Annotated in this window: 18 protein-coding genes; 9 read left to right on the forward strand and 9 right to left on the reverse strand. The window is 59.8% G+C overall.

The annotated features are described in order from the left end of the window. Window positions 1-3: 3 nt before the first annotated feature. The 6 genes from prpD to JFU11_RS00575 form a co-directional block, all read right to left on the reverse strand. Window positions 4-1,488: a 2-methylcitrate dehydratase gene (gene prpD, locus JFU11_RS00550; RefSeq protein ID WP_201059299.1), complete on the reverse strand. Its 1,485-nt coding sequence runs from the start codon at window positions 1,486-1,488 to the stop codon at window positions 4-6. 212 nt (window positions 1,489-1,700) lie between these two features. Further along, entirely contained in the window at window positions 1,701-2,891 is a 1,191-nt protein-coding gene (gene prpF, locus JFU11_RS00555; RefSeq protein WP_201059301.1) for a 2-methylaconitate cis-trans isomerase PrpF, read from the reverse strand. Between the two features lie 58 nt (window positions 2,892-2,949). Further along, on the reverse strand, window positions 2,950-5,547 hold the full coding sequence (gene acnD, locus JFU11_RS00560; RefSeq protein WP_123720827.1) for a Fe/S-dependent 2-methylisocitrate dehydratase AcnD: 2,598 nt from the start codon (window positions 5,545-5,547) through the stop codon (window positions 2,950-2,952). A gap of 204 nt (window positions 5,548-5,751) precedes the next feature. Next, a complete protein-coding gene (gene prpC, locus JFU11_RS00565; protein ID WP_201059303.1) occupies window positions 5,752-6,879 on the reverse strand; it encodes a 2-methylcitrate synthase in 1,128 nt (375 codons plus the stop codon). 178 nt (window positions 6,880-7,057) lie between these two features. After that, window positions 7,058-7,948: a methylisocitrate lyase gene (gene prpB / locus JFU11_RS00570; protein WP_038979899.1), complete on the reverse strand. Its 891-nt coding sequence runs from the start codon at window positions 7,946-7,948 to the stop codon at window positions 7,058-7,060. After that, on the reverse strand, window positions 7,945-8,664 hold the full coding sequence (locus JFU11_RS00575; protein ID WP_172901229.1) for a GntR family transcriptional regulator: 720 nt from the start codon (window positions 8,662-8,664) through the stop codon (window positions 7,945-7,947). Before JFU11_RS00575 ends, prpB begins: the two co-directional genes overlap by 4 nt. A 301-nt stretch (window positions 8,665-8,965) precedes the next feature. On the opposite strand from JFU11_RS00575, the gene JFU11_RS00580 reads away from it, so the two are divergent. The 4 genes from JFU11_RS00580 to pabB all read left to right on the forward strand — a co-directional run bounded on the left by JFU11_RS00580 (window position 8,966) and on the right by pabB (window position 13,604). Beyond that, window positions 8,966-9,502: an ATP-dependent zinc protease gene (locus tag JFU11_RS00580; RefSeq protein ID WP_123720824.1), complete on the forward strand. Its 537-nt coding sequence runs from the start codon at window positions 8,966-8,968 to the stop codon at window positions 9,500-9,502. 5 nt (window positions 9,503-9,507) lie between these two features. Beyond that, on the forward strand, window positions 9,508-11,043 hold the full coding sequence (locus tag JFU11_RS00585) for an inactive transglutaminase family protein (protein ID WP_123720823.1): 1,536 nt from the start codon (window positions 9,508-9,510) through the stop codon (window positions 11,041-11,043). Next, window positions 11,043-12,029 carry an alpha-L-glutamate ligase-like protein gene (locus JFU11_RS00590; RefSeq protein WP_123720822.1) on the forward strand — a complete coding sequence of 329 codons (987 nt, stop codon included), beginning with the start codon at window positions 11,043-11,045 and terminating at the stop codon, window positions 12,027-12,029. The genes JFU11_RS00585 and JFU11_RS00590 overlap by 1 nt, the downstream gene beginning before the upstream one ends. 237 nt (window positions 12,030-12,266) lie before the next feature. Next, window positions 12,267-13,604, forward strand: coding sequence for an aminodeoxychorismate synthase component I (gene pabB, locus JFU11_RS00595; RefSeq protein WP_201059307.1), 1,338 nt, complete (start codon window positions 12,267-12,269; stop codon window positions 13,602-13,604). A gap of 95 nt (window positions 13,605-13,699) precedes the next feature. On the opposite strand, the gene thrH is transcribed toward pabB, so the two are convergent. Then, window positions 13,700-14,317: a bifunctional phosphoserine phosphatase/homoserine phosphotransferase ThrH gene (gene thrH, locus JFU11_RS00600; protein WP_008074130.1), complete on the reverse strand. Its 618-nt coding sequence runs from the start codon at window positions 14,315-14,317 to the stop codon at window positions 13,700-13,702. 174 nt (window positions 14,318-14,491) lie between these two features. Between thrH and JFU11_RS00605 the strand changes: the two genes are divergently transcribed. From JFU11_RS00605 to JFU11_RS00615, 3 genes are all read left to right on the forward strand, one after another. Then, window positions 14,492-15,232 carry a phosphoadenylyl-sulfate reductase gene (locus tag JFU11_RS00605; protein ID WP_008074131.1) on the forward strand — a complete coding sequence of 247 codons (741 nt, stop codon included), beginning with the start codon at window positions 14,492-14,494 and terminating at the stop codon, window positions 15,230-15,232. Window positions 15,233-15,806: 574 nt separating this feature from the next. Next, a complete protein-coding gene (locus JFU11_RS00610) occupies window positions 15,807-17,348 on the forward strand; it encodes an NCS1 family nucleobase:cation symporter-1 (RefSeq protein WP_201059308.1) in 1,542 nt (513 codons plus the stop codon). A gap of 59 nt (window positions 17,349-17,407) precedes the next feature. Continuing rightward, window positions 17,408-18,136 (forward strand): aspartate/glutamate racemase family protein, encoded by a 729-nt coding sequence (locus JFU11_RS00615; RefSeq protein WP_201059310.1) that lies wholly within the window; start codon window positions 17,408-17,410, stop codon window positions 18,134-18,136. A gap of 133 nt (window positions 18,137-18,269) precedes the next feature. Here the strand turns inward: JFU11_RS00615 and JFU11_RS00620 are convergent, their stop codons facing one another. Continuing rightward, the gene (locus JFU11_RS00620) at window positions 18,270-19,193 is read right to left on the reverse strand and encodes a LysR family transcriptional regulator (RefSeq protein WP_123720820.1); all 924 of its coding nucleotides are present in this window, start codon (window positions 19,191-19,193) and stop codon (window positions 18,270-18,272) included. Window positions 19,194-19,317: 124 nt separating this feature from the next. Here JFU11_RS00620 and JFU11_RS00625 point away from each other — a divergent pair, with 124 nt between their 5' ends. Beyond that, window positions 19,318-20,064, forward strand: coding sequence for a 3-oxoacyl-ACP reductase family protein (locus tag JFU11_RS00625; RefSeq protein ID WP_123721245.1), 747 nt, complete (start codon window positions 19,318-19,320; stop codon window positions 20,062-20,064). A gap of 183 nt (window positions 20,065-20,247) precedes the next feature. Here JFU11_RS00625 and JFU11_RS00630 read toward each other — a convergent pair whose 3' ends face one another. Next, a complete protein-coding gene (locus JFU11_RS00630; RefSeq protein ID WP_123720819.1) occupies window positions 20,248-20,943 on the reverse strand; it encodes an HAD-IA family hydrolase in 696 nt (231 codons plus the stop codon). A 263-nt stretch (window positions 20,944-21,206) separates the two neighbouring features. Here JFU11_RS00630 and JFU11_RS00635 point away from each other — a divergent pair, with 263 nt between their 5' ends. Next, window positions 21,207-26,075, forward strand: coding sequence for an RHS repeat-associated core domain-containing protein (locus JFU11_RS00635; RefSeq protein WP_201059312.1), 4,869 nt, complete (start codon window positions 21,207-21,209; stop codon window positions 26,073-26,075). Window position 26,076 lies beyond the last annotated feature (1 nt).

The raw sequence follows: 26,076 nt of genomic DNA on the forward strand, positions 1-26,076 counted from the left end.
TAACTAGATCACAAACAAATCCACAAACCGGTTCACCGCCGTCTCCTCAAGCCGCGCCTGGTCCTTGCACAACGCAAAGATCTCGGCACTCCGCTGCGCCGTGAAGCGCGTCGCCAGATTGGCCTTGAACTTCTCTTCCAGCAGCGGAATGCCATCGGTGCGGCGACGGCGATGGCCGATCGGGTACTCCACCACCACGTTCTCGGTGCTGGAGCCGTCCTTGAAGAACACCTGCACCGCATTGGCGATGGAGCGTTTATCCGGCTCCAGGTATTCGCGGGTGAAGCGCGGGTCTTCGACGATGACCATTTTGTCGCGCAGCACGTCGATGATCGGATGCACGGCGTGGAAGTCGTCCTCATATTGCTCGGCCACCAGATTACCGAACACCAAGGGTACGGCGGTCATGTACTGGATGCAGTGGTCGCGGTCCGCAGCGTTGGCCAGCGGGCCGACCTTGGAGATGATGCGGATCGCCGATTCGTGGGTGGTGATGACGATCCTGTCGATTTCGTGCAGGCGATTCCTGACCAGTGGGTGCAAAGTGACGGCGGCCTCGCAGGCAGTTTGCGCGTGAAACTCGGCGGGAAAGCTGATCTTGAACAGCACGTTTTCCATCACGTAGCTGCCGAACGGCCGAGAGAATCTGAAGGCCCGCTTGTCTTCAGGCTTGAGCGCCATGTCATTGTTGGTGTGGCTGAACAGTACGTCGTAGAAACCCCATTGTTTGGCGGTCAGTACACCGGGAATGCCCATCTCCCCGCGCATCGCAATGTCCGCCAGACGCACGCCACGACTGGACGCATCCCCCGCTGCCCAGGATTTACGCGACCCGGCATTTGGCGCATGCCGGTAAGTACGCAGCGCCTGGCCGTCGGCAAAGGCATGGGACAACGCCGACAGCAGTTGCTCGCGATTGGCGCCCATGAGCTTGGCGGTGACCGCGGTCGAGGCGACTTTCACCAGGATGACGTGGTCGATGCCGACGCGATTGAAGGAGTTTTCCAACGCAATCACGCCTTGAATCTCGTGAGCCATGATCATCGCTTCCAACACCACGCGAAGGGTCAGCGGTGCGTCGCCATTGGCCTGGCGTTTTTGCGACAGATGGTCGGCCACCGCAAGAATGGCGCCGAGGTTATCGGACGGATGACCCCATTCGGCGGCGAGCCAAGTGTCGTTGTAATCAAGCCAGCGGACGATGCAACCGATGTCCCAAGCGGCTTTGACCGGATCAAGACGATAACTGGTGCCCGGCACGCGAGCACCGAAGGGAACGACAGTGCCTTCGACGATAGGTCCAAGGTGTTTGATGCATTCGGGAAAACGCAGGGCCAGCAGACCGCAGCCGAGGGTGTCCATCAGGCAATTGCGGGCGGTATCCAGCGCTTCTGGAGATTCGATTTTGAAGTTGAGGACGTAGTCGGTGATGTCCTGCAGGACCGTATCGTAGTCGGGGCGGTTGTTCAGGTCGACGTTGGCGCTCATGTTCGATTCACTCGGTCAGTGGTTCGCTGATGGGACCTCGGTTCAGGATCAATCTTAGTTGGTGACGCCATTCTTGTTATTGAAATGCAGTCCACTGTGGGAGCGGGCTTGCCCGCGATAGCGGTGTATCAGCCGACATAGATGTTGAATGTGAAGGCCTCATCGCGGGCAAGCCCGCTCCCACAGGGTTTTGGGTGACGTCTAAACTTATGTCAGAAACAATCCCCCGGCACGCGGACATAGCCTTCCATCAACACCCGCGCACTGCGGCTCATGATGGCTTTGTTCACGGTCCATTCACCGTTGACCTGAGTGGCCTCGGCGCCCACGCGCAAGGTCCCGGAGGGATGACCGAAGCGCACCGCGTTGCGTTCGATGCCGCCCGCCGCCAAGTTCACCAACGTGCCGGAAATCGCCGCCGCCGTGCCGATGGCCACCGCTGCCGTGCCCATCATCGCGTGGTGCAGTTTGCCCATGGACAGCGCACGCACCAGCAAGTCAATGTCGGTGGCCGCAATCGCCTTGCCGCTGGACGCAATGTACTCCGCCGGTTTGGCGACGAACGCCACCTTCGGCGTGTGCTGACGCTTGGCCGCTTCGTCCAGGTGCTGAATCAGCCCCATGCGCAACGCGCCGTAAGCGCGGATGGTTTCGAACATCGCCAGGGCCTTCAGGTCGCCATTGATCGCGCCCTGCAATTCGGTACCGGTGTAGCCGATGTCTTCGGCATTGATGAAAATGGTCGGAATGCCGGCGTTGATCAAGGTCGCCCTGAGCGTACCGACGCCCGGCACTTCGAGGTCATCTACCAGATTGCCGGTGGGGAACATCGAACCACCGCCACCCTCTTCTTCCGCCGCCGGGTCCATGAATTCGAGCTGCACTTCGGCCGCCGGAAAGGTCACGCCGTCGAGTTCGAAATCGCCGGTTTCCTGGACCTCACCGTTGGTGATCGGCACATGGGCGATGATGGTCTTGCCGATGTTGGCCTGCCACACGCGCACCACCGCCACACCGTTGTGCGGAATGCGGCTGGCATCCACCAGGCCATTGCTGATGGCGAACGAACCGACCGCCGCCGACAGGTTGCCGCAGTTGCCGCTCCAGTCGACGAAAGGCTTGTCGATGGAGACCTGACCGAACAGGTAATCGACGTCATGGTCGGCCTTGATGCTTTTCGACAGGATCACGGTTTTGCTGGTGCTGGACGTCGCACCGCCCATGCCGTCGATTTGCTTGTCGTATGGGTCGGGACTGCCGATCACTCGCAGCAATAACGCATCGCGAGCCGGGCCGGGAATCTGTGCCGCTTCGGGCAGGTCTTTCAGACTGAAGAACACGCCTTTGCTGGTGCCGCCGCGCATGTAGGTGGCGGGGATTTTGATCTGAGGTGCGTGAGCCATTGGTGCTCCTTATAGATAGACAGACACGGGCCTGAAATCCCGTGTCCGCACATCGTTGTTAAACGGCAACCGCCGATTCTTCGAGGAAGTCCTGAGCGAAACGCTGCAACACGCCGCCGGCCTCGTAGATCGACACTTCTTCAGCGGTGTCGAGGCGGCAGGTCACCGGCACTTCGACGCGTTCGCCGTTTTTGCGATTGATCACCAGCGTCAGCGTCGCACGCGGGGTGCGGTCGCCGATCACGTCGTAGGTTTCGCTGCCGTCGATGGCCAGGGTGTGACGGTCGGTGCCCGGTTTGAACTCCAGCGGCAACACGCCCATGCCCACCAGGTTGGTGCGGTGGATGCGCTCGAAACCTTCCGCAGCGATTGCTTCCACACCTGCCAGACGCACACCTTTGGCTGCCCAGTCACGGGACGAACCCTGACCATAGTCGGCGCCGGCGATGATGATCAGCGGCTGCTTGCGTTCCATGTAGGTTTCGATGGCTTCCCACATGCGCATGACCTGGCCTTCCGGCTCGACTCGCGCCAGGGAACCCTGCTTGACCTTGCCGTTTTCCTGAACCATTTCATTGAACAGTTTCGGGTTGGCGAACGTCGCGCGCTGCGCGGTCAAGTGGTCGCCGCGGTGCGTGGCGTAGGAGTTGAAGTCTTCTTCCGGCAGGCCCATTTTCGCCAGGTATTCACCGGCGGCGCTGTCGAGCATGATCGCGTTGGAAGGCGACAGGTGATCGGTGGTGATGTTGTCCGGCAGCACCGCCAGCGGGCGCATGCCCTTGAGCGGACGAGCGCCGGCCAGCGCGCCTTCCCAATACGGCGGACGACGGATGTAGGTGCTCATTTCGCGCCAGTCATACAGCGGCGTGACCTTCGGACCGGTGTCTTCGTGGATGGCGAACATCGGAATGTACACTTGGCGGAACTGCTCCGGTTTCACCGAAGCCTTGACCACCGCGTCGATTTCTTCGTCGCTCGGCCAGATGTCTTTCAGGCGGATTTCCTTGCCGTTCGCGTCCAGGCCCAGCACATCTTTTTCGATGTCGAAACGGATGGTCCCGGCGATGGCGTAAGCCACCACCAATGGCGGCGAAGCCAGGAACGCGTTTTTGGCGTATGGGTGAATCCGCCCATCGAAGTTACGGTTACCGGAAAGTACGGCCGTGGCATACAGATCGCGATCGATGATCTCTTGCTGGATCACCGGGTCCAGCGCGCCGGACATGCCGTTGCACGTGGTGCAGGCGAAGGCCACGACGCCGAAGCCGAGTTGTTCCAGTTCTTTAGTCAGCCCGGCTTCATCCAGATACAGCGCCACGGTTTTCGAACCCGGCGCCAGCGAGGATTTGACCCATGGCTTGCGGGTCAGCCCGAGCTTGTTGGCGTTGCGCGCCAGCAGGCCAGCGGCAATCACGTTGCGTGGGTTGCTGGTGTTGGTGCAACTGGTGATGGCGGCGATGATCACCGCGCCGTCCGGCATCTGGCCGGGCACGTCGTCCCACTGGCCGGAGATGCCTTGCGCCGCGAGATCGGACGTGGCGACACGGGCGTGCGGGTTGCTCGGGCCGGCCATGTTGCGCACCACCGAGGACAGGTCGAAGCTCAGCCCTCGCTCGTATTGCGCGCCTTTCAGGCTGTCGGCCCAGAGACCGGTCTGCTTGGCGTAATTCTCCACAAGCTGCACTTGCTCGTCTTCACGGCCGGTGAGTTTCAGGTAGTCGATAGTCTGCTGGTCGATGTAGAACATTGCCGCCGTGGCGCCGTATTCCGGGGCCATGTTGGAAATGGTCGCACGGTCGCCCAAGGTCAGAGCCGAAGCCCCTTCACCGAAGAACTCCAGCCATGCGCCGACGACTTTTTGTTTGCGCAGGTATTCGGTCAGCGCCAGCACCATGTCGGTGGCAGTGATGCCCGGTTGCAGCTTGCCAGTGAGTTCGACACCGACGCTTTCCGGCAGACGCATCCACGATGCGCGACCAAGCATGACGCTTTCCGCTTCCAGACCACCAACACCAATGGCGATCACGCCCAGCGCATCGACGTGCGGGGTGTGACTGTCGGTGCCGACGCAGGTATCGGGGAAGGCCACACCGTCACGCACCTGAATCACTGGCGACATTTTCTCCAGGTTGATCTGGTGCATGATCCCGTTGCCTGGCGGGATCACGTCAACGTTCTTGAAGGCTTTTTTGGTCCAGTTGATGAAGTGGAAACGGTCTTCGTTGCGACGGTCTTCAATGGCACGGTTCTTTTCAAACGCTTCCGGGTCGAAGCCACCGCGCTCAACGGCCAGGGAGTGGTCGACGATCAACTGAGTCGGCACTACCGGGTTCACTTGCGCCGGGTCACCACCTTGCAGGGCGATGGCGTCGCGCAGGCCGGCGAGGTCGACCAGGGCGGTCTGGCCAAGAATGTCGTGGCACACCACGCGGGCCGGGAACCACGGGAAATCGAGATCGCGTTTGCGCTCGATGAATTGCTTCAAGGACTCAGTGAGCGTGGCCGGGTCGCAGCGACGCACAAGGTTTTCCGCCAGCACGCGGGAGGTGTACGGCAGGGTGTCGTAGGCGCCAGGCGCAATGGCATCGACCGCCGCGCGGACGTCGAAATAATCCAGATGGCTGCCGGGCAGCGGTTTGCGGAATTCAGTGTTCATCGTCAGGACTCGGTCACGGTGGTTTCAAAGGGTGGGGCCTGGCGCAGCTGTTGAAGCAAACACAATCCACTGTGGGAGCGGGCTTGCCCGCGATAGCGGTGTATCAGTCGACATCCATGTTGGATGTCAGTCCGTCATCGCGGGCAAGCCCGCTCCCACAGGGACCTGCGTTTTGTTCAGGTTCCTGTGCCGGCGCCCTCCCGGTCAGCGTTGTTCGATTGGCACGAACTTGCGCTGTTCGACGCCGACGTATTCAGCGCTCGGGCGGATGATGCGGTTGTTGGCACGTTGTTCGAACACATGCGCCGCCCAGCCGGTCAGGCGCGAGCAGACGAAGATCGGTGTGAACAACTTGGTCGGGATGCCCATGAAGTGGTACGTCGACGCATGGTAGAAGTCGGCGTTCGGGAACAGCTTCTTCTGTTCCCACATGGTTGCGTCGATGGCTTCGGAAACCGGGAACAGCACGGTGTCGCCCACTTCGTCGGAGAGTTTTTTCGACCAGGCCTTGATCACCTCGTTGCGCGGATCGTTGTCCTTATAGATCGCGTGGCCGAAGCCCATGATCTTGTCCTTGCGCGCCAGCATGCCGAGGGTGCCCTCGACCGCCTCTTCAGGCGACGAGAAGCGCTCGATCATTTCCATCGCCGCTTCGTTGGCGCCACCGTGCAACGGGCCGCGCAGGGAGCCGATGGCCGCCGTGATGCAGGAATACAGATCCGACAGGGTCGAGGCACACACCCGGGCGGTGAAGGTCGAGGCGTTGAACTCGTGCTCCGCGTAGAGGATCAGCGAAACGTTCATCACCTTGACGTGCAACTCGCTCGGTTTCTTGTCGTGCAACAGGTGCAGGAAATGGCCGCCGATGCAGGCTTCGTCAGTCACGCAATTGATGCGTTTGCCGTCGTGGCTGAAGCGATACCAGTAGCACATGATCGCCGGGAACGCGGCCAGCAGGCGGTCGGTTTTGTCGTGCTGCTCGGAGAAGTCTTTCTCCGGTTCGATGTTGCCCAGGAACGAGCAACCGGTGCGCATCACGTCCATCGGATGGGCATCGGCGGGGATGCGTTCCAGTACTTCTTTCAGCGCTTGCGGCAGGTCACGCAGCTTGCTCAGTTTGGTCACGTAAGCGGCGAGTTGCGCTTTGGTAGGTAGCTCGCCGTGCAGCAGCAGGTACGCCACTTCTTCGAATTGGGCGTCAGCCGCCAGTTCGCGAACGTCATAGCCGCGATAGGTCAGGCCTGCGCCCGACTGGCCCACGGTGGACAGTGCGGTTTGCCCGGCAACCTGGCCACGGAGCCCGGCGCCACTGAGTACTTTTGCTTCGGCCATTGCTGTCTCCAGTTTTCTTGAATTTGTCAGGGAATCGGCAAATTGTGTTTCATCAGGTTCTTTGGGGATTGCCGAAAAGATCGCAGCCTTCGGCAGCTCCTACATTGACTGCGTTCGACAACAACCCTGTAGGAGCTGTCGAGTGAAACGAGGCTGCGATCTTTTGATCTTTTGATCTTTATTTCTTCGCCGCAAACAACGCATCGAGCTTCTGCTCGAAGGTGTGGTAATCGATGCGATCGTAAAGCTCCATGCGCGTCTGCATGGTGTCGATGACGTTCTGTTGCGTGCCGTCGCGGCGGATCGCGGTGTAGACGTTTTCCGCGGCTTTGTTCATCGCGCGGAACGCCGACAGCGGGTACAGCACCAACGACACGTCGGCGGCAGCGAGCTGCTCGGTGGTGTACAGCGGCGTTGCGCCGAATTCGGTGATATTGGCCAGGATCGGCGCTTTCACGCGACTGGCGAACAGTTTGTACATCTCAAGTTCGGTGATCGCTTCCGGAAACACCATGTCGGCACCGGCTTCGATGCATGCGGCCGCGCGTTCCAGCGCAGATTCAAGACCTTCCACCGCCAGGGCGTCGGTGCGGGCCATGATCACGAAGCTGTCGTCGGTGCGGGCATCGACGGCCGCTTTGATGCGGTCGACCATTTCCTGCAGCGAGACGATCTCTTTATTAGGACGATGACCGCAGCGCTTGGCGCCGACCTGGTCTTCGATGTGGATCGCCGCCGCGCCGAACTTGATCATCGACTTCACGGTACGGGCGACGTTGAACGCCGAGGAACCGAAACCGGTGTCCACGTCCACCAGCAGCGGCAGGTCGCAGACGTCAGTGATGCGACGCACGTCGGTCAGCACGTCATCCAGACCGGTAATCCCCAGGTCCGGCACGCCGAGGGAGCCGGCAGCCACCCCGCCACCCGACAGGTAAATAGCCTTGAAACCGGCGCGCTTGGCCAGCAGTGCGTGGTTGGCGTTGATCGTGCCGACCACTTGCAGCGGATGTTCGCTGGCGACCGCATCGCGGAAACGCTGGCCTGGAGTGCTCTTGTTGGAACTCATGACTCACCTCGTTCAGTGGCTGTCGGGTTAGCGCCGTCTTGGTAGTGACGGGCGATATTGCGTTTGGAGGCGCCGATGTGACGGCGCATCAACAACTCGGCCAGCTCACCGTCACGGTCGGCGATGGCATCGAGAATTCGGTGGTGTTCGGCAAACGCCTGGCGCGGCCGATTGGGCGTGGTGGAAAACTGGATGCGGTACATGCGCACCAGCTGATAGAGCTCACCGCACAGCATCTGGGTCAGGGTGCGGTTGCCGCTGCCCTGGATGATCCGGTAATGAAAGTCGAAATCGCCTTCCTGCTGGTAGTAACCGACACCGGCCTGAAACGCCGCATCGCGCTCATGGGTTTCCAGCACCCGACGCAGTTCGTCGATTTCTTCGACCGTCATGCGTTCAGCCGCCAGACGGCACGCCATGCCTTCCAGGGATTCGCGAATTTCGTAGAGTTCCAGCAGTTCGGCGTGGCTCAGCGACACCACTCGCGCCCCGACGTGCGGCACGCGAACCAGCAGGCGCTGGCCTTCCAGACGGTGAATGGCCTCACGCAGCGGCCCGCGGCTGATGCCGTAGGTGCGCGCCAGCTCGGGCTCTGAGATCTTGCTGCCCGGGGCGATCTCGCCTTTGACGATGGCCGCCTGAATACGTCGGAAGACGTTTTCGGAAAGTGTTTCCGAGTCGTCCTGAACTGTGACTGGGGGATCGAGTTGATCCAGCATATTGTCGACACCTTGAAAACCAATGCCGCAAAAACTAGCGAATATAGCCAGATACGTCAAAGGATAATTCGATATTGTCGACAATCGTCTAATAACCACGCTGCACCATAAGGAAGCAACCCCTCAAGTTATAGCCGTCGGCCAACGCTGGCGCCATAAACCCACCGTGCTAGAATGCCGCCCGCATTTGCTTGTCATCTGCATTGCCTGTCATAAAAAACGGATAGGCATACGAGGGAGCTTGTGCAGCAATGCCAGGGCCTTGAATTGAAGAACGGACCGCTGCGCACCAGGATTTATGAGACTCAAGCCCTTCACCACATTCCTTTGTCTTTTTGGTCTGCCAGGTTTCGCCGCGGCAGGGGAAAAGACTGTGTACGGCCTCAATGAGTACGCTTCGCTGGAAGGCATCAATCTGGAAGTCGCCGCCAAACTCGACACTGGGGCGAAAACCGCTTCGCTGAGTGCCCGCGACATCAAACGCTTCAAACGCAATGGCGAGTCCTGGGTGCGCTTCTATCTGGCTATCGACGCCGCGCATTCGCATCCGATCGAACGACCGCTGGCCCGTGTCAGCAAGATCAAGCGCCGGGCCGGTGACTACGACCCGGAAGAAGGCAAAAAATACACCGCCCGTCCGGTCATCGAGCTGGATATCTGCATGGGTTCGGCTTTACGCAGCATCGAAGTGAACTTGACCGACCGCAGTGCCTTCCAATACCCGCTCTTGATCGGCTCCGAAGCGCTCAAACGCTTCGATGCGCTGGTCGACCCCAGTCTTAAATACGCTGCTGGCAAACCCGCCTGCGCCACCGACGCACATACCGCAGAGTAATTCCAATGCGCTCTCTTACCCTCCATCTGAAACTGCTGATCGCCATCCTGGTGGTGCTGGGCATTTCAGTTACGGCCTATCAGATTTTCGTGCTCGGAATTCCGGTGACCGAAGACGCTACCGACGACTTGTGGAACATCGACGCCAAGGTCGAGTTCGTCGCCAACGCCAAGGATCCGATCAAGATCCAGATGTTCGTGCCGCCGCTGAGCCGCGACTACGTGAGCCTCAACGAGAGTTTCATTTCCAATAATTACGGCGTGGCGGTGAATCGTGCCGATGGCAACCGCAAGGTCACCTGGTCGGCGCGTCGGGCCAAAGGCAACCAGACCCTTTATTACCGACTGGTGCTGACCAAGCGCTACAGCGGCGAAAAATCCAAGATCAAAGGCCCGACCTTCCGCGACAGCATTGCCGTCGAAGGCCCGGAAAAAATCGCCGCCGAAGCCTTGCTCGCGCCGATCCGCCAACACTCGGCCGACGTGGAAACCTTCATCGGCGAAGCCATCAAGCGCGTCAACAACCTCAACGACGACAACGTAAAACTGCTGCTGGCCGGCGATCCGTCCACCGTGAACAAAGCCAAAATCGTCGAACTGGTACTGTCCATCGCCCACGTGCCGGTGGAAAAGGTCCACACCATTCGCCTGGTAGCCGATCAGCCGCAAATGCCTGAACTCTGGTTACGCAGCTTCAACGGCACCGACTGGCTGTACTTCAACCCGGAAACCGGCGAACAGGGCCTGCCCACCGACCGCTTGCTGTGGTGGACCGGCGACGAAAACCTGATCACCGTCGATGGCGGTAAAAAAGCCAACGTCACCTTCAGCCTGAACAACAGCGAAATGAACGCCATTCGCCTGGCCAAGCTGACCGACGAAAACTCCGACGCCAACTTCCTCGACTACTCGCTGTACGGTCTGCCGCTGGAAACCCAGCAGACCTTCATGATCATGGTGATGATCCCGATCGGCGTGCTGGTGATCCTGATCCTGCGCAACCTGATCGGCATTCAGACACTCGGCACCTTTACCCCGGTGCTGATCGCCCTCGCCTTCCGGGAAACCCAGCTCGGCTTCGGTATTGTGCTGTTCACCATCATCACGGCGCTGGGGCTGTCGCTGCGCTCCTACCTTGAACACTTGAAGCTGCAAATGCTGCCGAGGCTGTCGGTGGTGCTGACCTTCGTGGTGGTGCTGATCGCGGCTATCAGCCTGTTCAGCCACAAACTCGGCCTGGAACGCGGCTTGTCGGTGGCGCTGTTCCCGATGGTGATTCTGACCATGACCATCGAACGCCTGTCGATCACCTGGGAAGAGCGCGGTGGCGGCCACGCGATGAAAGTGGCGATCGGCACGTTGTTCGCAGCCGCCCTGGCGCACCTGATCATGAGCGTGCCTGAGCTGGTGTACTTCGTGTTCACCTTCCCGGCGATCCTGCTGATCCTGGTGGGTTTCATGCTGGCCATGGGTCGCTATCGCGGTTACCGCCTGACCGAACTGGTGCGTTTCAAGGCTTTCCTCAAGAAGGCTGACGCCTGATGTTCGGTCTCTGGAAGACCTGGAAAGCCTTGGAGGCCCGGGGCATCATGGGGATCAATCGGCGCAACGCAGACTACGTACTCAAGTACAACAAGCGCAGCCTGTACCCGATCGTCGATGACAAGATCATCACCAAGGAGCGCGCCATCGCCGCCGGCATCCACGTGCCGGAGCTGTACGGCGTGATCTCCACCGAGAAGGAAATCGACAACCTCAGCGAGATCATCGGCGGGCGTACCGATTTCGTGGTCAAGCCGGCTCAGGGCGCTGGCGGTGATGGCATTCTGGTGATCGCCGACCGCTTCGAGGGCCGCTATCGCACGGTGTCGGGCAAGATCATCAGCCACGAGGAAATCGAGCATCAGATTTCCAGCATCCTGACCGGCCTGTACTCGCTCGGCGGTCACCGTGACCGCGCGCTGATCGAATACCGCGTGACCCCGGACCAGATCTTCAAAAGCATCAGCTATGAAGGCGTGCCGGACATTCGCATCATCGTGCTGATGGGCTATCCGGTGATGGCCATGTTGCGCTTGCCGACTCGCCAGTCCGGCGGGAAGGCCAACCTGCACCAGGGCGCCATCGGCGTCGGTGTCGATCTGGCCACAGGCCTGACATTGCGCGGCACCTGGCTGAACAACATCATCAACAAACATCCGGACACCACCAACGCAGTGGACGGCGTGCAACTGCCCTACTGGGACGGTTTCATGAAGCTCGCTGCCGGCTGCTATGAGCTGTGCGGGCTGGGTTACATCGGTGTCGACATGGTGCTCGACCAGGAAAAAGGGCCGCTGATTCTTGAGCTTAACGCCCGGCCCGGATTGAACATTCAAATCGCCAACGATTGCGGATTGACGTTGCGTACCCACGCGGTCGAAGCGCGGCTGGAAGAATTACAGGCCCGCGGGATAATCGAAACAGCGCAGGAACGCGTGGAGTTCGTTCAGGAAATGTTTGGGCATATTCCTGCGGTTGAGGGCTGACCTGTGGCGAGGGGGCTTGCCCCCGTTCGGCTGCGCAGCAGTCGTCAAACCAGCCGATGCGGTCTGTCTGATACAACCGACTTTGGGGCCGCTTCGCTGCCCAACGGGGGCATGCCCCCTCGCCACAGGCAAACCTCCCTCGCCACAGATGTATCTCTTGCCGACATCCCCTCTAGGAGCAAATCCTGCAGAGGACTACAATCGCTCCCCCGCCTCGATGGCTGATCTGCCCCGCCCATGTTGACCTGTTCCGTACACCCGCTGCCCTATCGCGCCGACCCCGCTGAATACTTCGCGGCGATTCGTCATGCCCCCGGTGCTGTGCTGCTCGACAGCGGCCGGCCGAGCGCCGAGCGTGGGCGTTATGACCTGCTCAGCGCCTGGCCGCTGGAGCAATTGGCCGTGTTACCAGATGAAAGCGGCAGCCATTTCCTGCAACGCCTTCGCGACAACCTGACGCGACTCGGCGAAGCCACTGTTCCGTTCGACCTGCCTTTCGCCGGTGGCCTGATCGGTTATCTGAGCTATGACTTCGGCCGACATCTGGAAAACCTGCCGAGCCAGGCGCGGGACGACCTGCAATTGCCCGACGCACGTTTCGGGCTGTACGACTGGGCCCTGATCAGCGATCACCACCAGGCCACCAGCCAACTGGTGTTCCACCCAACGCTGATCGACAGCGAACGACAGCGGCTGATCGAACTGTTCACGCAACCTGCACCTCAGAAAATCGAGCCTTTCAAACTGGACGGCCAGATGAGTGCCGACCTGAGCGCCGACGACTATCGACAAGCCTTCGAACGCATTCAGCAGTACATCCAGGCCGGCGACTGCTATCAGGTCAACTTCGCCCAGCGCTTCCGCGCGCAATGCCAGGGTGATCCGTGGGCCGCGTACTGCGCGCTGCGGGCGGCGTGCCCGACGCCGTTTTCCGGCTTCCAGAGCCTGCCCGACGGCGACGCCGTGCTGAGCCTGTCGCCGGAGCGCTTCGTCAAAGTCAGCGAGCGCCACGTCGAAACCCGCCCGATCAAAGGCACCCGCCCCCGCGGCCTGACTGCAGTTGAAGATGCGGCGAACGCCGCCGAACTACTGGCCAGCCCCAAGGATCGTGCGGAAAACCTGATGATCGTCGATTTGCTGCGCAACGACCTCGGTCGCACCTGCCGCATCGGCTCGGTGCGGGTGCCGGAGTTGTTCAGCCTGGAAAGCTATCCGAACGTGCATCACTTGGTGAGCAGCGTTACTGGCGAGCTGGCGGATGACAAGGATGCGCTGGATTTGATTGCCGGCAGCTTCCCCGGCGGCTCGATTACCGGCGCACCAAAGATTCGCGCCATGCAGATCATCGACGAACTGGAACCGACCCGTCGTGGGTTGTATTGCGGTTCATTACTGTACCTGGACGTGCGCGGCGAGATGGACAGCTCCATCGCCATCCGCAGTTTGCTGGTCAAGGATGGGCAGGTGTGCTGCTGGGGTGGCGGCGGGATCGTCGCGGATTCGAACTGGCAGGCGGAATATCAGGAATCGATAACCAAGGTGAAGGTGTTGCTCGATACTTTGGGGGGCCTTTAAAAGCTTCGCGGGCAAGCCCGCTCCCGCAGGATTTGTGTTGATCGACACATAACCTGTGGGAGCGGGCTTGCCCGCGATGGGGCCATCCCTGACGACTACAAACTCAACGCCCGATTCGAAGCCTTGATGAACTCTTGCTTCAACTCCGCAAAGCTGTGCACCGCCGGGAACTGTGGAAACTCACGAATCACATTGTCCGGCGCATGGAACAGAATCCCGGCATCCGCCTCGCCCAGCATCGTCGTATCGTTGTAGGAATCCCCCGCCGCGATCACCCGATAGTAGAGGCTCTTGAACGCCAATACCGACTGCCGCTTGGGATCTTTCTGACGCAACTGATAGCCCGTGACCCGACCGGCATCGTCGGTAATCAGACGATGGCAAAGCAAGGTCGGGAAGCCCAGTTGACGCATCAGCGGCTGGGAGAATTCGTAAAAGGTGTCCGACAGAATCACCACCTGAAAGCGTTCACGCAGCCAGTCGACGAATTCGCTGGCGCCTTCCAGAGGCTTGAGCGTGGCGATCACTTCCTGGATGTCGGAAAGCTTCAGGCCGTGCTCGTCGAGAATCCGCAAGCGCTGCTTCATCAACACGTCATAGTCGGGAATGTCCCGAGTGGTGGCCCTGAGGGAGTCGATCCCGGTTTTTTCGGCAAAGGCGATCCAGATTTCCGGGACCAGCACACCTTCAAGATCCAGACAGGCAATTTCCACAAGACACTCCCATTTTGTACTGTTTATTGAGTCGAGCGAGCAAAAGGACTGCCGAACTCTAGCGACTCGCCCTCCTCTGTGCAACGCAGAGGGCGCACCAGCCGCCGCAGGATTTTGTTACCATCAGGCATATATAGAGCGCCCAGCGCCACCGACCTGTAGGAAGCCGCCCTGATGAGCCCATCGTTCGATGTCGTGGAACTCGCCACGACCTATGCCAACAAATCCGCCCAGGACATCCTGAAACTCGCATTCGCCGAGTTCGGCGATGACCTGTGGATATCTTTCAGCGGCGCCGAGGATGTGGTGCTGGTGGACATGGCCTGGAAGCTAAACAAGAACGTCAAAGTGTTTAGCCTCGACACCGGCCGCTTGCACCCCGAGACCTACCGCTTCATCGAGCAGGTGCGTGAGCACTACAAGATCGACATCGAAGTGGTATCGCCGGACTACACCAAGCTCGAACCTTTCGTGAAGGAAAAAGGCCTGTTCAGCTTCTACAAGGACGGCCATGGCGAGTGCTGCGGCATCCGCAAGATCGAGCCGTTGCGTCGCAAGCTGTCGGGCGTGACAGCCTGGGCCACCGGCCAGCGTCGGGACCAGAGCCCGGGCACCCGCAGCGCGGTCGCGGTGCTGGAAATCGATACCGCGTTCTCCACCCCGGAACGCACTCTGTACAAATTCAATCCGCTGGCGCAAATGACCAGCGAAGAGATCTGGGGCTACATCCGCATGCTGGAGCTGCCGTACAACAGCCTGCATGAGCGCGGTTTCATCAGCATCGGCTGCGAGCCTTGCACCCGCCCGGTATTGCCGAACCAGCATGAGCGCGAAGGTCGTTGGTGGTGGGAAGAAGCCACGCAGAAAGAATGCGGGCTGCATGCCGGAAACATCATCAGCAAATCCAAGGCTTAATCCCCGCCTTATGCAATCCCTGTGGGAGCGGGCTTGCTCGCGAAGGCGGACTGTCAGTCAACATCAGTGTTGAATGTGACTGCCTCTTCGCGAGCAAGCCCGCTCCCACACTGCCCCTGGGTCAACCCGAATAATTGTGTACACAGAAATGTCACCATAAGTGCCATATCTGTGTGCACTTTTTATTTAGGCGCCCCAAAAAGTTACATCCTTCTTTCATGATTCCCTCAGTCGATCATTTCCATACAACCCCGCCGAAATAAATACCTGTTCAATCGGTCAATTTATATTGCCAATTTTTCAACTACTTAGTTTCAGTCAATAACAAAAAGAAATTAGCCAAGTAATTCATAGATCACTGACTGGCACAAATCTGGCTTAAGTGAACACATGTTTTGTATACAATAAATACAAAAACATACACACACTTTATATCCGCAAGCCTGAAGCGCCCTATCCCGTACAGGCTGCAGATGCCCCGTAACCAATGATGCTCTCCCGCCCGCGACGAAGATTTGTCGAGTTCACGCTCATGCACAGTCATCGCGGCAACGAGCTTCTGGAGCCTGCCGGAATGCGTACTAGCCTCCCCAATAACAACATCGCGCTGGATCTGCCCTCCTCACTTTCCACGTCCGTCATTCACGATCAAACATTTCAACCCCCCGTGGTACTCAGCCCTCGTCTGCACAACAAGGACCTGGCGCCGACCAAGGCTGAAGGCCGGCGTTGGGGTCGTTACAGTATCTTTGCCCTGTGGACCAACGACGTGCACAACATTGCCAACTATTCCTTCGCCATTGGCCTGTATGCACTAGGCCTGGGCGGCTGGCAGATTCTGCTGTCCCTGGGAATCGGCGCGGCGCTGGTGTATGGCTTCATGAATCTTTCCGGCTACATGGGTCAGAAAACCGGTGTGCCGTTTCCGGTGATCAGCCGGATCAGTTTCGGCATCCATGGGGCGCAAATTCCTGCATTGATTCGTGCCGTTATCGCCATTGCCTGGTTCGGGATTCAGACGTACCTGGCGTCAGTAGTCTTTCGCGTATTGCTGACGGCGGTGCACCCCGGTTTCGCCGATTACGACCACAACTCGATCCTCGGGCTGTCGAGCCTGGGTTGGGTGTGTTTCGTGGCGATCTGGTTCGTGCAGTTGGCGATCCTGGCCTATGGCATGGAGATGGTGCGACGCTACGAGGCGTTTGCCGGCCCGGTGATTTTGCTGACCGTCGCCTCCCTTGCCGGGTGGATGTACTTCCAGGCCAACGCAACTATCGCCTGGTCGATTCGCGAGCCGCTGAGCGGTGGCGAGATGTGGCGCAACATCTTTGCGGGCGGCGCATTGTGGCTGTCGATCTACGGCACGCTAATCCTGAATTTCTGTGACTTCGCCCGCTCTTCGCCATGCCGCAAGACCATCCGGGTGGGTAACTTCTGGGGCCTGCCCGTCAACATTCTGGTATTCGCCGGGATCACGGTCCTACTGTGCGGTGCGCAATTCCAGATCAATGGCCGGATCATCGAAAGCCCAACGGAGATCATCGCGTCGATTCCCAACACCTTCTTTCTGGTACTCGGTTGCCTGGCGTTCCTGATTGTCACCGTGGCGGTGAACATCATGGCCAACTTCGTGGCCCCGGCCTTCGTACTGAGTAACCTGGCGCCCAAGTACCTGACCTTCCGCCGCGCCGGGCTGATCAGTGCGACCATCGCGGTGCTGATCCTGCCGTGGAACCTCTATAACAGCCCGCTGGTGATCGTCTATTTCCTGTCGGGCCTCGGCGCCCTGCTCGGCCCGTTGTACGGGGTGATCATGGTCGACTACTGGCAGGTACGAAAAGGCCGGATCAACGTGCCGCAGTTGTACAGCGAAGATCCCAATGGCGATTATTACTACAGTCATGGGGTCAATTTGCGTGCCGTGGCGGCGTTCATTCCGGCTGCCTTGATCGCCATTGTCCTGGCCCTGGTGCCAGGTTTCGACAGCATTTCACCGTTCTCCTGGCTGATTGGCGCCGGGATTGCAGGGATGCTCTACCTGATCATCGCCAAACGGCAGCCTTACTACGCAGATGTCAGCGGTGAAGCCATCGCGGTCGATAACGTCAGCCATTGATCTCCGGGTGGCCCGGCAACGTCGGGCCGCAGAACCACTTCGCTATAAAAGGACCTCCCATGCGAATTCTCGTGGTCAACGTCAACACCACCGAATCCATTACCCAAGCCATCGCCCGCCAGGCCCAATCCGTGGCCTCGCCCGGTACGGAAATCATCGGCCTGACCCCGCATTTTGGTGCCGACTCCATCGAAGGCAATTTCGAAAGTTATCTGGCTGCTATTGCGGTGATGGATCGGGTCATGTCCTACGATCAGCCCTTCGATGCGGTGATCCAGGCCGGTTATGGCGAGCACGGCCGCGAAGGTTTGCAGGAGTTACTCAACGTGCCGGTGGTGGACATCACCGATGCCGGCGCCAGCACTGCGATGTTCCTCGGGCATGCCTATTCGGTGGTCACTACACTGGACCGCACCGTGCCGCTGATCGAGGATCGCCTCAAACTGTCCGGTCTTTGGGACCGCTGCGCGTCGGTACGGGCCAGCGGGCTGGCGGTGCTGGAGCTGGAGTCCGATCCAGAGCGTGCACTGGAGGCGATTGTTCGACAGGCGGAACTGGCGGTGAGTGAAGACAAGGCCGAGGTGATCTGCCTGGGCTGCGGCGGCATGGCCGGGCTGGATGAGCAGATTCGTCAGCGCACCGGCGTACCGGTGGTGGATGGGGTGACGGCGGCGGTGACCATTGCTGAATCGCTGGTGCGGTTGGGGTTGTCGACGTCGAAAGTGCGGACCTATGCGACGCCTCGGCCGAAGACCATTATTGGTTGGCCGTGGCGGTTTGGCAGATAAACCGCGTTATCGTTCATCGCGGGCAAGCCACGCGCCCACAGGGTTTTGAGTCGTCTCGTAATGATGTAAACGACACAAAACCTGTGGGAGCGTGGCTTGCCCGCGATGGCCACACCTCGGTCTTAAGCCAGGTTCAGAGCGCACTGAACCGCTGCCCCAACCCCTGCTCTGCAAACTGCTCAATGATGAAATCGACAAACGCCCGGGTCTTGCCCGGTAGCAGTTTGTGTTCGGCGTAATAGATGGAGATGTTGCCGTCGTCGACATACCAGTCGGGCAACACCCGCTGCAACGTTCCGGCATCCAGATAGCCCACGGCAAACGGCATGCTCACCAATGCAATGCCCAACCCCTGAGCCGCCGTGGCGCAGGCGGCTTCAGAATCGCTCATGGTCATCCGCGCCTTGAGCGTCAGCGGGCTGTGTTGCCGGGTGCGACTGGTCAACTGCCAGGAACGCACGCGCCCCGTCTGCGGCGAGCGTATCAAGATGCCGTCGTGGTGTTTGAGGTCGTCGGGCTCGACGATCGTCTCGTGCCCCGCGAGGTACTCGGCTGAAGCCACCAACACTCGATGGGCGGGCGTCAGCTTGCGCGCCACCACGCCTTGGGGCAGTTCGAATCCGCCACCAATCGCCGCATCGAAACCCTGGCCGATCAGGTCGACCTGGCGGTTATCGAAATGCCAGTCCGGGTTGATCGCGGGAAAGCGCCGCAGAAACTCTCCCAGCAACGGCACGATGTACAAACGCCCGAACACTGTGCCCATGCTGACCTTGAGCGTACCTGCCGGACGTCCTTCGGCGCTGGCCAGGTTGGCCACGGCATTCTGGATCGTGTGCAGGCTGGCGCTGACTTCGCCGAGAAATAGCTGACCGGCCTCAGTCAGCGTCAAGCTGCGCGTGCTGCGCTGGAACAGCCGCACACCCAGTCGCGCCTCCAGCTTGGCGACGCTCTTGCCCACCGCCGCCGGCGTCAGACTCAAGCGCCGCGCAGCTTCGGCGAAGCTGCCAACCTCGGCGCTACGCACGAAGCATTCGATACTGCTGAAGGTTTCCATAAGCGCCACTATAAACTTTTGGTATACACAGACTATAGCAATGACGGTCTACCCGCAGGGTAATGCGAGGCCGATACTCGACTCCAACAACAAGGCAGCCCGCCTTGAATTTCTGGAGATCGACATGACCACTCAACACCTCAGCGGTAAAGTAGCTCTGATTCAAGGCGGTTCACGCGGCATCGGTGCTGCCATCGTCAAACGCCTGGCCGCGGAAGGCGCTACCGTCGCCTTCACTTACGTCAGCTCCACCGCCAAAGCCGAAGAGTTGCAAAACAGCATCACCAGCGCTGGCGGCAAAGCCCTGGCCATCAAGGCCGACAGCGCCGATGCCGTCGCCATTCGCAATGCCGTTAATGCCACCGTCGAAGCCTTTGGGCGCCTGGACATCCTGGTCAACAACGCAGGCGTTTTGGCCGTCGCACCGCTGGAAGACTTCAAACTCGAAGACTTCGACCAGACCCTGGCGATCAACGTACGCAGCGTGTTCATCGCCACCCAGGAAGCGGCCAAACATATGACCGAAGGCGGTCGCATCATTAACATCGGCAGCACCAATGCCGAGCGCATGCCCTTCGCCGGTGGCGGTCCGTACGCCATGAGCAAATCGGCGCTGGTCGGCCTGACCAAAGGTCTGTCTCGCGACCTCGGCCCACGGGGTATCACCATCAATAACGTGCAACCCGGCCCGGTCGACACCGACATGAACCCCGCCAGCGGCGACTTCGCTGAAAGCCTGATCCCGTTGATGGCCGTGGGTCGTTACGGCAAAGTGGAAGAAATCGCTAGCTTCGTCGCTTATCTTGTCGGCCCCGAAGCCGGCTACATCACTGGGGCCAGCCTGACCATCGACGGTGGTTTCGGCGCCTGATACAGGTCACTGTGGGAGCGGGCTTATGTGGCGAGGGGGCTTGCCCCCGTTCGACTGCAAGCAGTCGTAAAACCAGTCACCGCTGTCTAACTCAAGATCGCGGTGACTGGTTTCAGGGGTGCTTCGCGCCCCAACGGGGGCAAGCCCCCTCGCCACACAAGCCCGCTCCCGCATTTACCGGCATTAAGCCCAATCGAGTGCCGGCAGGCCACATGCTCCGGGCTTGAACGCCTTCAACGTACGAAGAATGCCATCGGCATGTGCGTACTTTTCGTCGGCCATCGCCGCATCCGGAATCGCAATCGCCGTCATCCCCGCCGCTTTCGCTGCGGTGACGCCGAACGGTGAATCCTCGAACACCAGGCAATCCTCAGGCGCAACACCCAGGCGCCGTGCCGCCGTCAGGAAGATATCCGGCGCTGGTTTGGCCGCGCCCACTTCCGGGTCATCAGCTGTGACGATGAAGTCGAACAGCGCGAACCAGTCGCGGTGCAAGGTGGTTTTCTGGCCGAACGACTGACGTGAAGAACTGGTGCCCACCGCAATAGGAATGTTGTTGGCCTTCAAGTGCCGAACCAGCTCCTCTGCGCCAGGCATCGCCAGCGCCGTTGGAAAACGCTCGCGCATCAACGGTTCGCGGATCACCAGAAACTCTTCGGCTGTAATCGGCAGGTCCAGCGCCTCGACCACATAGCGCGCCAGATCACCCGCGCCACGACCGATGATGTTCTGTTTGACGCTCCAGTCGAAGGTCCGGCCATAACGCTCGGCAATGATGGACGTGACCTCGGTGTAAATGCCCTCGGTGTCCAGCAACAAGCCGTCCATGTCGAAAATCACGGCCTTGATCGGGCCGAACTCATCCAAGGGTGCATTCATCGCATCTGATCCGTTTTCTCATGACATCCCAGGAGCGGCTAAGGCACGACCGGGTCCGTGATGGATTAAAGGGTTCAGCAGCATAGCGAGCGCGGTTGGCAGAGAGCAACGGGCAATGCCTGGCGGATACAAAAAACTGTGTCGAGACGCCCGCGATGATTTAGCGATTTCCCCTACACCAAACACCTCCTTTCCCGACTTCTTTCCTTGTTGATCCCCCGCAAAGTCTTGCGCTCCAGATTAATCAGCGCGAGGGACTGCGAATGTTCGAACCTGACAAGGTCCTGGCCTTGAACAATGCCATCGGCCTGCTGGTGGTCGCCGCCATGAACCCAGAGCAGCCGGACGTCGAAGCGTTGCTCGGTGATTTTCGACTCTGCCTCAACGACTACGACGCCTGGGCGGAAAACTTCTGGACCGGTGGGGCGCTGAATGTCGAGCAAGTGTTCAAGGTCGGCAATGAAGTCCGGCTCAGCGCACCGAAGGACTCCACCCTCCCTGTCAGTTCGACGCTCGCCATATGTCCGGCCAGCGGTCCATTGACCCTGGTGCACCTGTTTGAGGCCACGCGTTTCGTGCCGATCGGCAATACGCCGGTGATGCTCGAACCGGTTATCTCGCAGCGTAATGGTGAACTGACGTTCGGTGAGCCCGTCCACAAAACCATCGGCCCCGGCGGCATCCTTGAAATCCCCGAATGCTGGCGTGGCCAGCGCTATCGCATCACCTTCTTTCCCAATGTTTGCGCTGAGCACGTCAAAGCGCTCTATGCCTCTTATCAAGGTGTTATCGGCGAGCTCGAAGGCTGGTTGCGCAATGAATGGACGAGCGAATTCCAGCCCCTGTGGGCAGGCTTTTCCCAGGCAGGGTTCACCCAGCGCTACGGCATGCTGCAACAGGCCGACTGGCGCGGTTTCGAGCGTTCGCTGCACGGTTTGTGGGATGACGTGAAGCAGGTCTACGCCCTGCTGGCAGACCTGCAAACCAATAGCGAAAAACTCCTTGAGTACCTGACCCAAGGCGAGCTTGGGACGCTGCTGAACGCCTCGGCTGAAGCCATCGCCAATGTGTTGCTGATGTTGAGCGATGAGCCGTTGATGTTCATCCATCTCGCGGCTTTTACCGGTTGGTTGAGGATGCTGCCGCCGCAGTACATCGCCGAAGTCGTGGCGCAAATTCGTACAGAACTGTTGATCAGTTTCCTGCTGGTACGCCTCACCGGCCCTACGGGTCTGAAGCTCGGCATGAGCACCAAAGTATTGGACAAGATCAAGTCCCAGCAGGCTCGGCAGTGGTTGGCGGCGGCCAGTTTGCGGTTGGCCGAACTGACGGCCAGATCTGACCTGACAGCCCACGCTGGCGCGCTCAAACCGCTCGTGGTCAGCGCGCGGAATGCACCACTGAAACCGGCACCGACGGTTCCGCTACAGATCCGTGCCGGCGACTCTCCCGTTGTACAGGTGAACAATCCGGTTGCCATTGCTCGCGACAAGTCCAACGCCATGACCCGACTGGGGCGACACGAACCTCACGACGATGCATCGAGTCAGGCGAAAAACCCCAACGGCGACAGTGCCACTTGCGTGCCGTCCACCTGCAAGAACGGTTGCCCGGTGTCGATGGTCACCGGCGAAGAACTGCTGACCCTGACCGACGGTTCGCTGGACGGGATTCTGCCGTTCGACTTCACCCGGCTCTATCGCACCAGCGCCGCCGAGATCGATTGCGGGCTGGGTTGGGGCTGGAGCCATTCGCTGGCGCAGCGGTTGGAGCTGGACGATGAACAGGTCGTCTGGGTCGACCATGAAAACCGTCGTACGACGTTTCCACTGCCGAGCGTCGAGCGCCCGGTGATCCACAACAGCCTGTCGCGGGCAGCGATTTACCTCGGGAACGAGCCCGAAGAACTGATCCTCGCCCAGGCCGGCGACGACGCGCGTTTCTACCACTTTCACAACGGTCGGCTGACGGCGATCAGCGACGCGTACGACAACCGCTTGCGTATTACCCGCGACCGTCAGGATCGTATTCAACGCCTCGATAACGGCGCCGGTCGTTCGCTGCTGTTTTGCTACGAGCGCAGGCACCTCGTCGCCATCGAATATCAGTCGTTTCATCCCATCGATGCCGTGGGTGAAGCCTGGCATACAGAGCAAACACTGGTTTTCTTTCGCTATGACGCCCGCCAACGCTTGATCGAAGCGACCAACGCCGCGGGTGAAAGCGAGCGTTACGACTACGACGATCAGCATGTGATTTTGCAGCGGCAACTGGCCGGTGGCGCGAGTTTTTTCTGGGAGTGGGAAAGGTCTGGCAAGGCGGCGCGCTGCGTCCGGCATTGGGCGTCGTTTGCACAGATGGAGGCGCGCTACGTCTGGAATGACCAGGGCAGCGTCACCGTCCAGAACGTCGATGGCAGCGAAGAGGTTTATGTCCACGATGACCGTGCACGACTGGTGCGCAAGGTCGAGCTGAATGGTGGCGAACACCTCAAGGCCTATGACAATCAGGGCCGCTTGCTGGCCGAACAGGATCCGCTCGGGGCCGTCACTGAATATCGCTACGACGAAGTCGGGCGGTTGGTGGCGCTGATCCCGCCGGAAGACGAGCCAACATCCTACGAATACCGCAATGGTTTCCTGCATGCGCGCTATCGCGGTAAAGCGGTGTGGAAATATCAGCGCAATGCTCAGGGGGATGTCACCGAAGCCACCGATCCGGATGGCCAGGTCACTCACTATCACTACGACGCTCAGGGGCGTTTGCTGTCGATCCGCTTCCCTGACACCAGCCGCCATGTGTTCGTCTGGAATGCCTTGGGCCAGCTGCTTGAGGAAACGCTGCCGGATGTCGGCCAGCGGCGCTTTTCCTACGACGCGCTGGGGCGGCAGACGACCCGTCAGGATGAACACGGCGCGCTCACCCAGTACCAATGGGATGCCGTCGGCCGACTGGTTCAGACGACGCTGCCTACTGGCGCCAGCCGCGGGTTCAGCTACAACGCCTACGGCAAGATCACCGCCGAGCGCGATGAGCTGGGCCGCGTCACCCGCTACGAATACGCCGACGACCTGCACCTGGTCAGTCGCCGGATCAACCCCGATGGCACGCAACTGCGTTATCGCTACGAAAACGCGCAGTTACGGCTGACGGAAATTGAAAACGAATCCGGTGAAAAGTATCGCCTGGACTACACGCCCAACGGCCTGATCCGACAGGAAACCGGCTTCGACGGCCGCCGCACCGCTTATAGCTACGACCTCAACGGCCACCTGCTGGAGAAAACCGAGTTTGGTGATGACGACTCGCAACTGATCACCGGCTATCAGCGGGACTCGGCTGGACGTCTGTTGGTCAAGACCCTGCCCGACGGCGTCAAGGTCAAGTACCGCTACGACCGCCTCGGCCGACTGGTCAGTGTCGACGACGGCCACGACCATCCGCTGGAATTCGAATACGACGCCCAGGACAGGCTGATCACCGAGCACCAAAGTTGGGGCACCTTGCGTTACCGCTACGACGCGTGCGGCCGACTCAACCACCTGCGCCTACCGGACAACAGCAAACTCGATTATCACCACGCCAAGGGCGGCGCGCTGACGGCCATTGACCTCAATGGCACACGCCTCACCACCCACCAGTTTGCCTTCGGTCGCGAACAAAACCGCCAACAGGGTCTGCTGCTCAGCGAATATGCCTACGACGACCAGGGCCGGCTGAAAGCCCATGCCGTCAGCCAACATCAACATCCGCTGTACCGTCGCGATTATGCCTACAGCGCCAACGGCAATCTCGACCACATCGCCGACACCCGCCATGGCCAGCGCAGCTATCAGTATGACTCGCTCGACCGCCTGATCCGCGTCCGCCATTCCCGTGACCAATCGCCGGAAACCTTCGCCCACGACCCGGCGGGCAACCTGTTGATGCAGGATCGCCCCGGCGTTGCGAAGGTGCTGGGTAATCGCCTGCTGATGCAGGGCGACCGCCACTACGACTACGACGCCTTCGGCAACCTGATCCGCGAACGCCGCGGCACCGCGCAAAAACTCGTCACCGAATACCACTACGACTGCCTGCACCGGCTGATCGGCGCCACCCTGCCCAATGGCAGCCAAGCCACTTACCGCTACGACGCCTTCGGCCGCCGTATCAGCAAATCCGTCGACGGCAAAACCACCGAGTTCTTCTGGCAAGGCGACCATCTCGTCGCTGAACACAGCCAGGATCACCATCGCAGCTACATCTACGAACCCGGCACCTTCCGCCCGCTGGCCATGCTCGACGGCAAAGGCCCGCGCCAAGCGTGCCCGTTCTACTACCAACTCGACCACCTCGGCACACCGCAAGAACTCACCGACTACAGCGGCGACATCATCTGGGCCGCCCGATACACCGCCTATGGCCGCCTCACCCGCCTCAACCGCGACACTCACCAGGTCCTCGATCAACCGCTGCGCTTTCAAGGGCAGTATTTCGACGCGGAAACTGGTCTGCATTACAACCGGCATCGCTACTACAATCCGGATGTCGGACGGTATCTGACGCCAGATCCGAGCAAGTTGGCGGGCGGGTTAAACGGCTATCAGTACACGCGCAATCCGGCGGGCTGGGTTGATCCGTTGGGGTTGAGTGATTGTCCGGGGGGCGATGGATGTAAGAAGCCGTCGTTTGGGGATGAAGATCCGGCGGGTAAGGTGGGGGTTGATGAGGGGGAGCCCGGCCCCCCAAATCCAAAACAAGAGAACTATTATTTATACCGTGGTGACGACCGAGAACCATGGGAAATATTTGAGGCAGGATTTGAACCCTTGGGAGACAGTACAGATCTGTTTTTGCATGCATCAGATAACAGAAGCCCTCCCAGTTACTTTGTCAGCACTACGACAAACGAAAAAGAGGCAAAAAAGTTTGCCACAGGGTACGGTCTTGCCGACGGCTATATATATGTGCTGAAAAACATTCGCGGCATCGATGTAAATAAAGAACTGGGCATGATGTCACCACATCGGCGTGAGGTTGAGATAGCGTTCCCAGGAGGAATAAAAAATCACGACATCGTGGGCGTCACCCCCGTTTACGATGATGGTAGCTATAAGGGCTACTCAATACCCAACCCTTTCAGGAGGTAAC

The sequence above is a fragment of the Pseudomonas sp. TH37 genome, from assembly GCF_016650735.1.
Classification (GTDB): domain Bacteria; phylum Pseudomonadota; class Gammaproteobacteria; order Pseudomonadales; family Pseudomonadaceae; genus Aquipseudomonas; species Aquipseudomonas farris.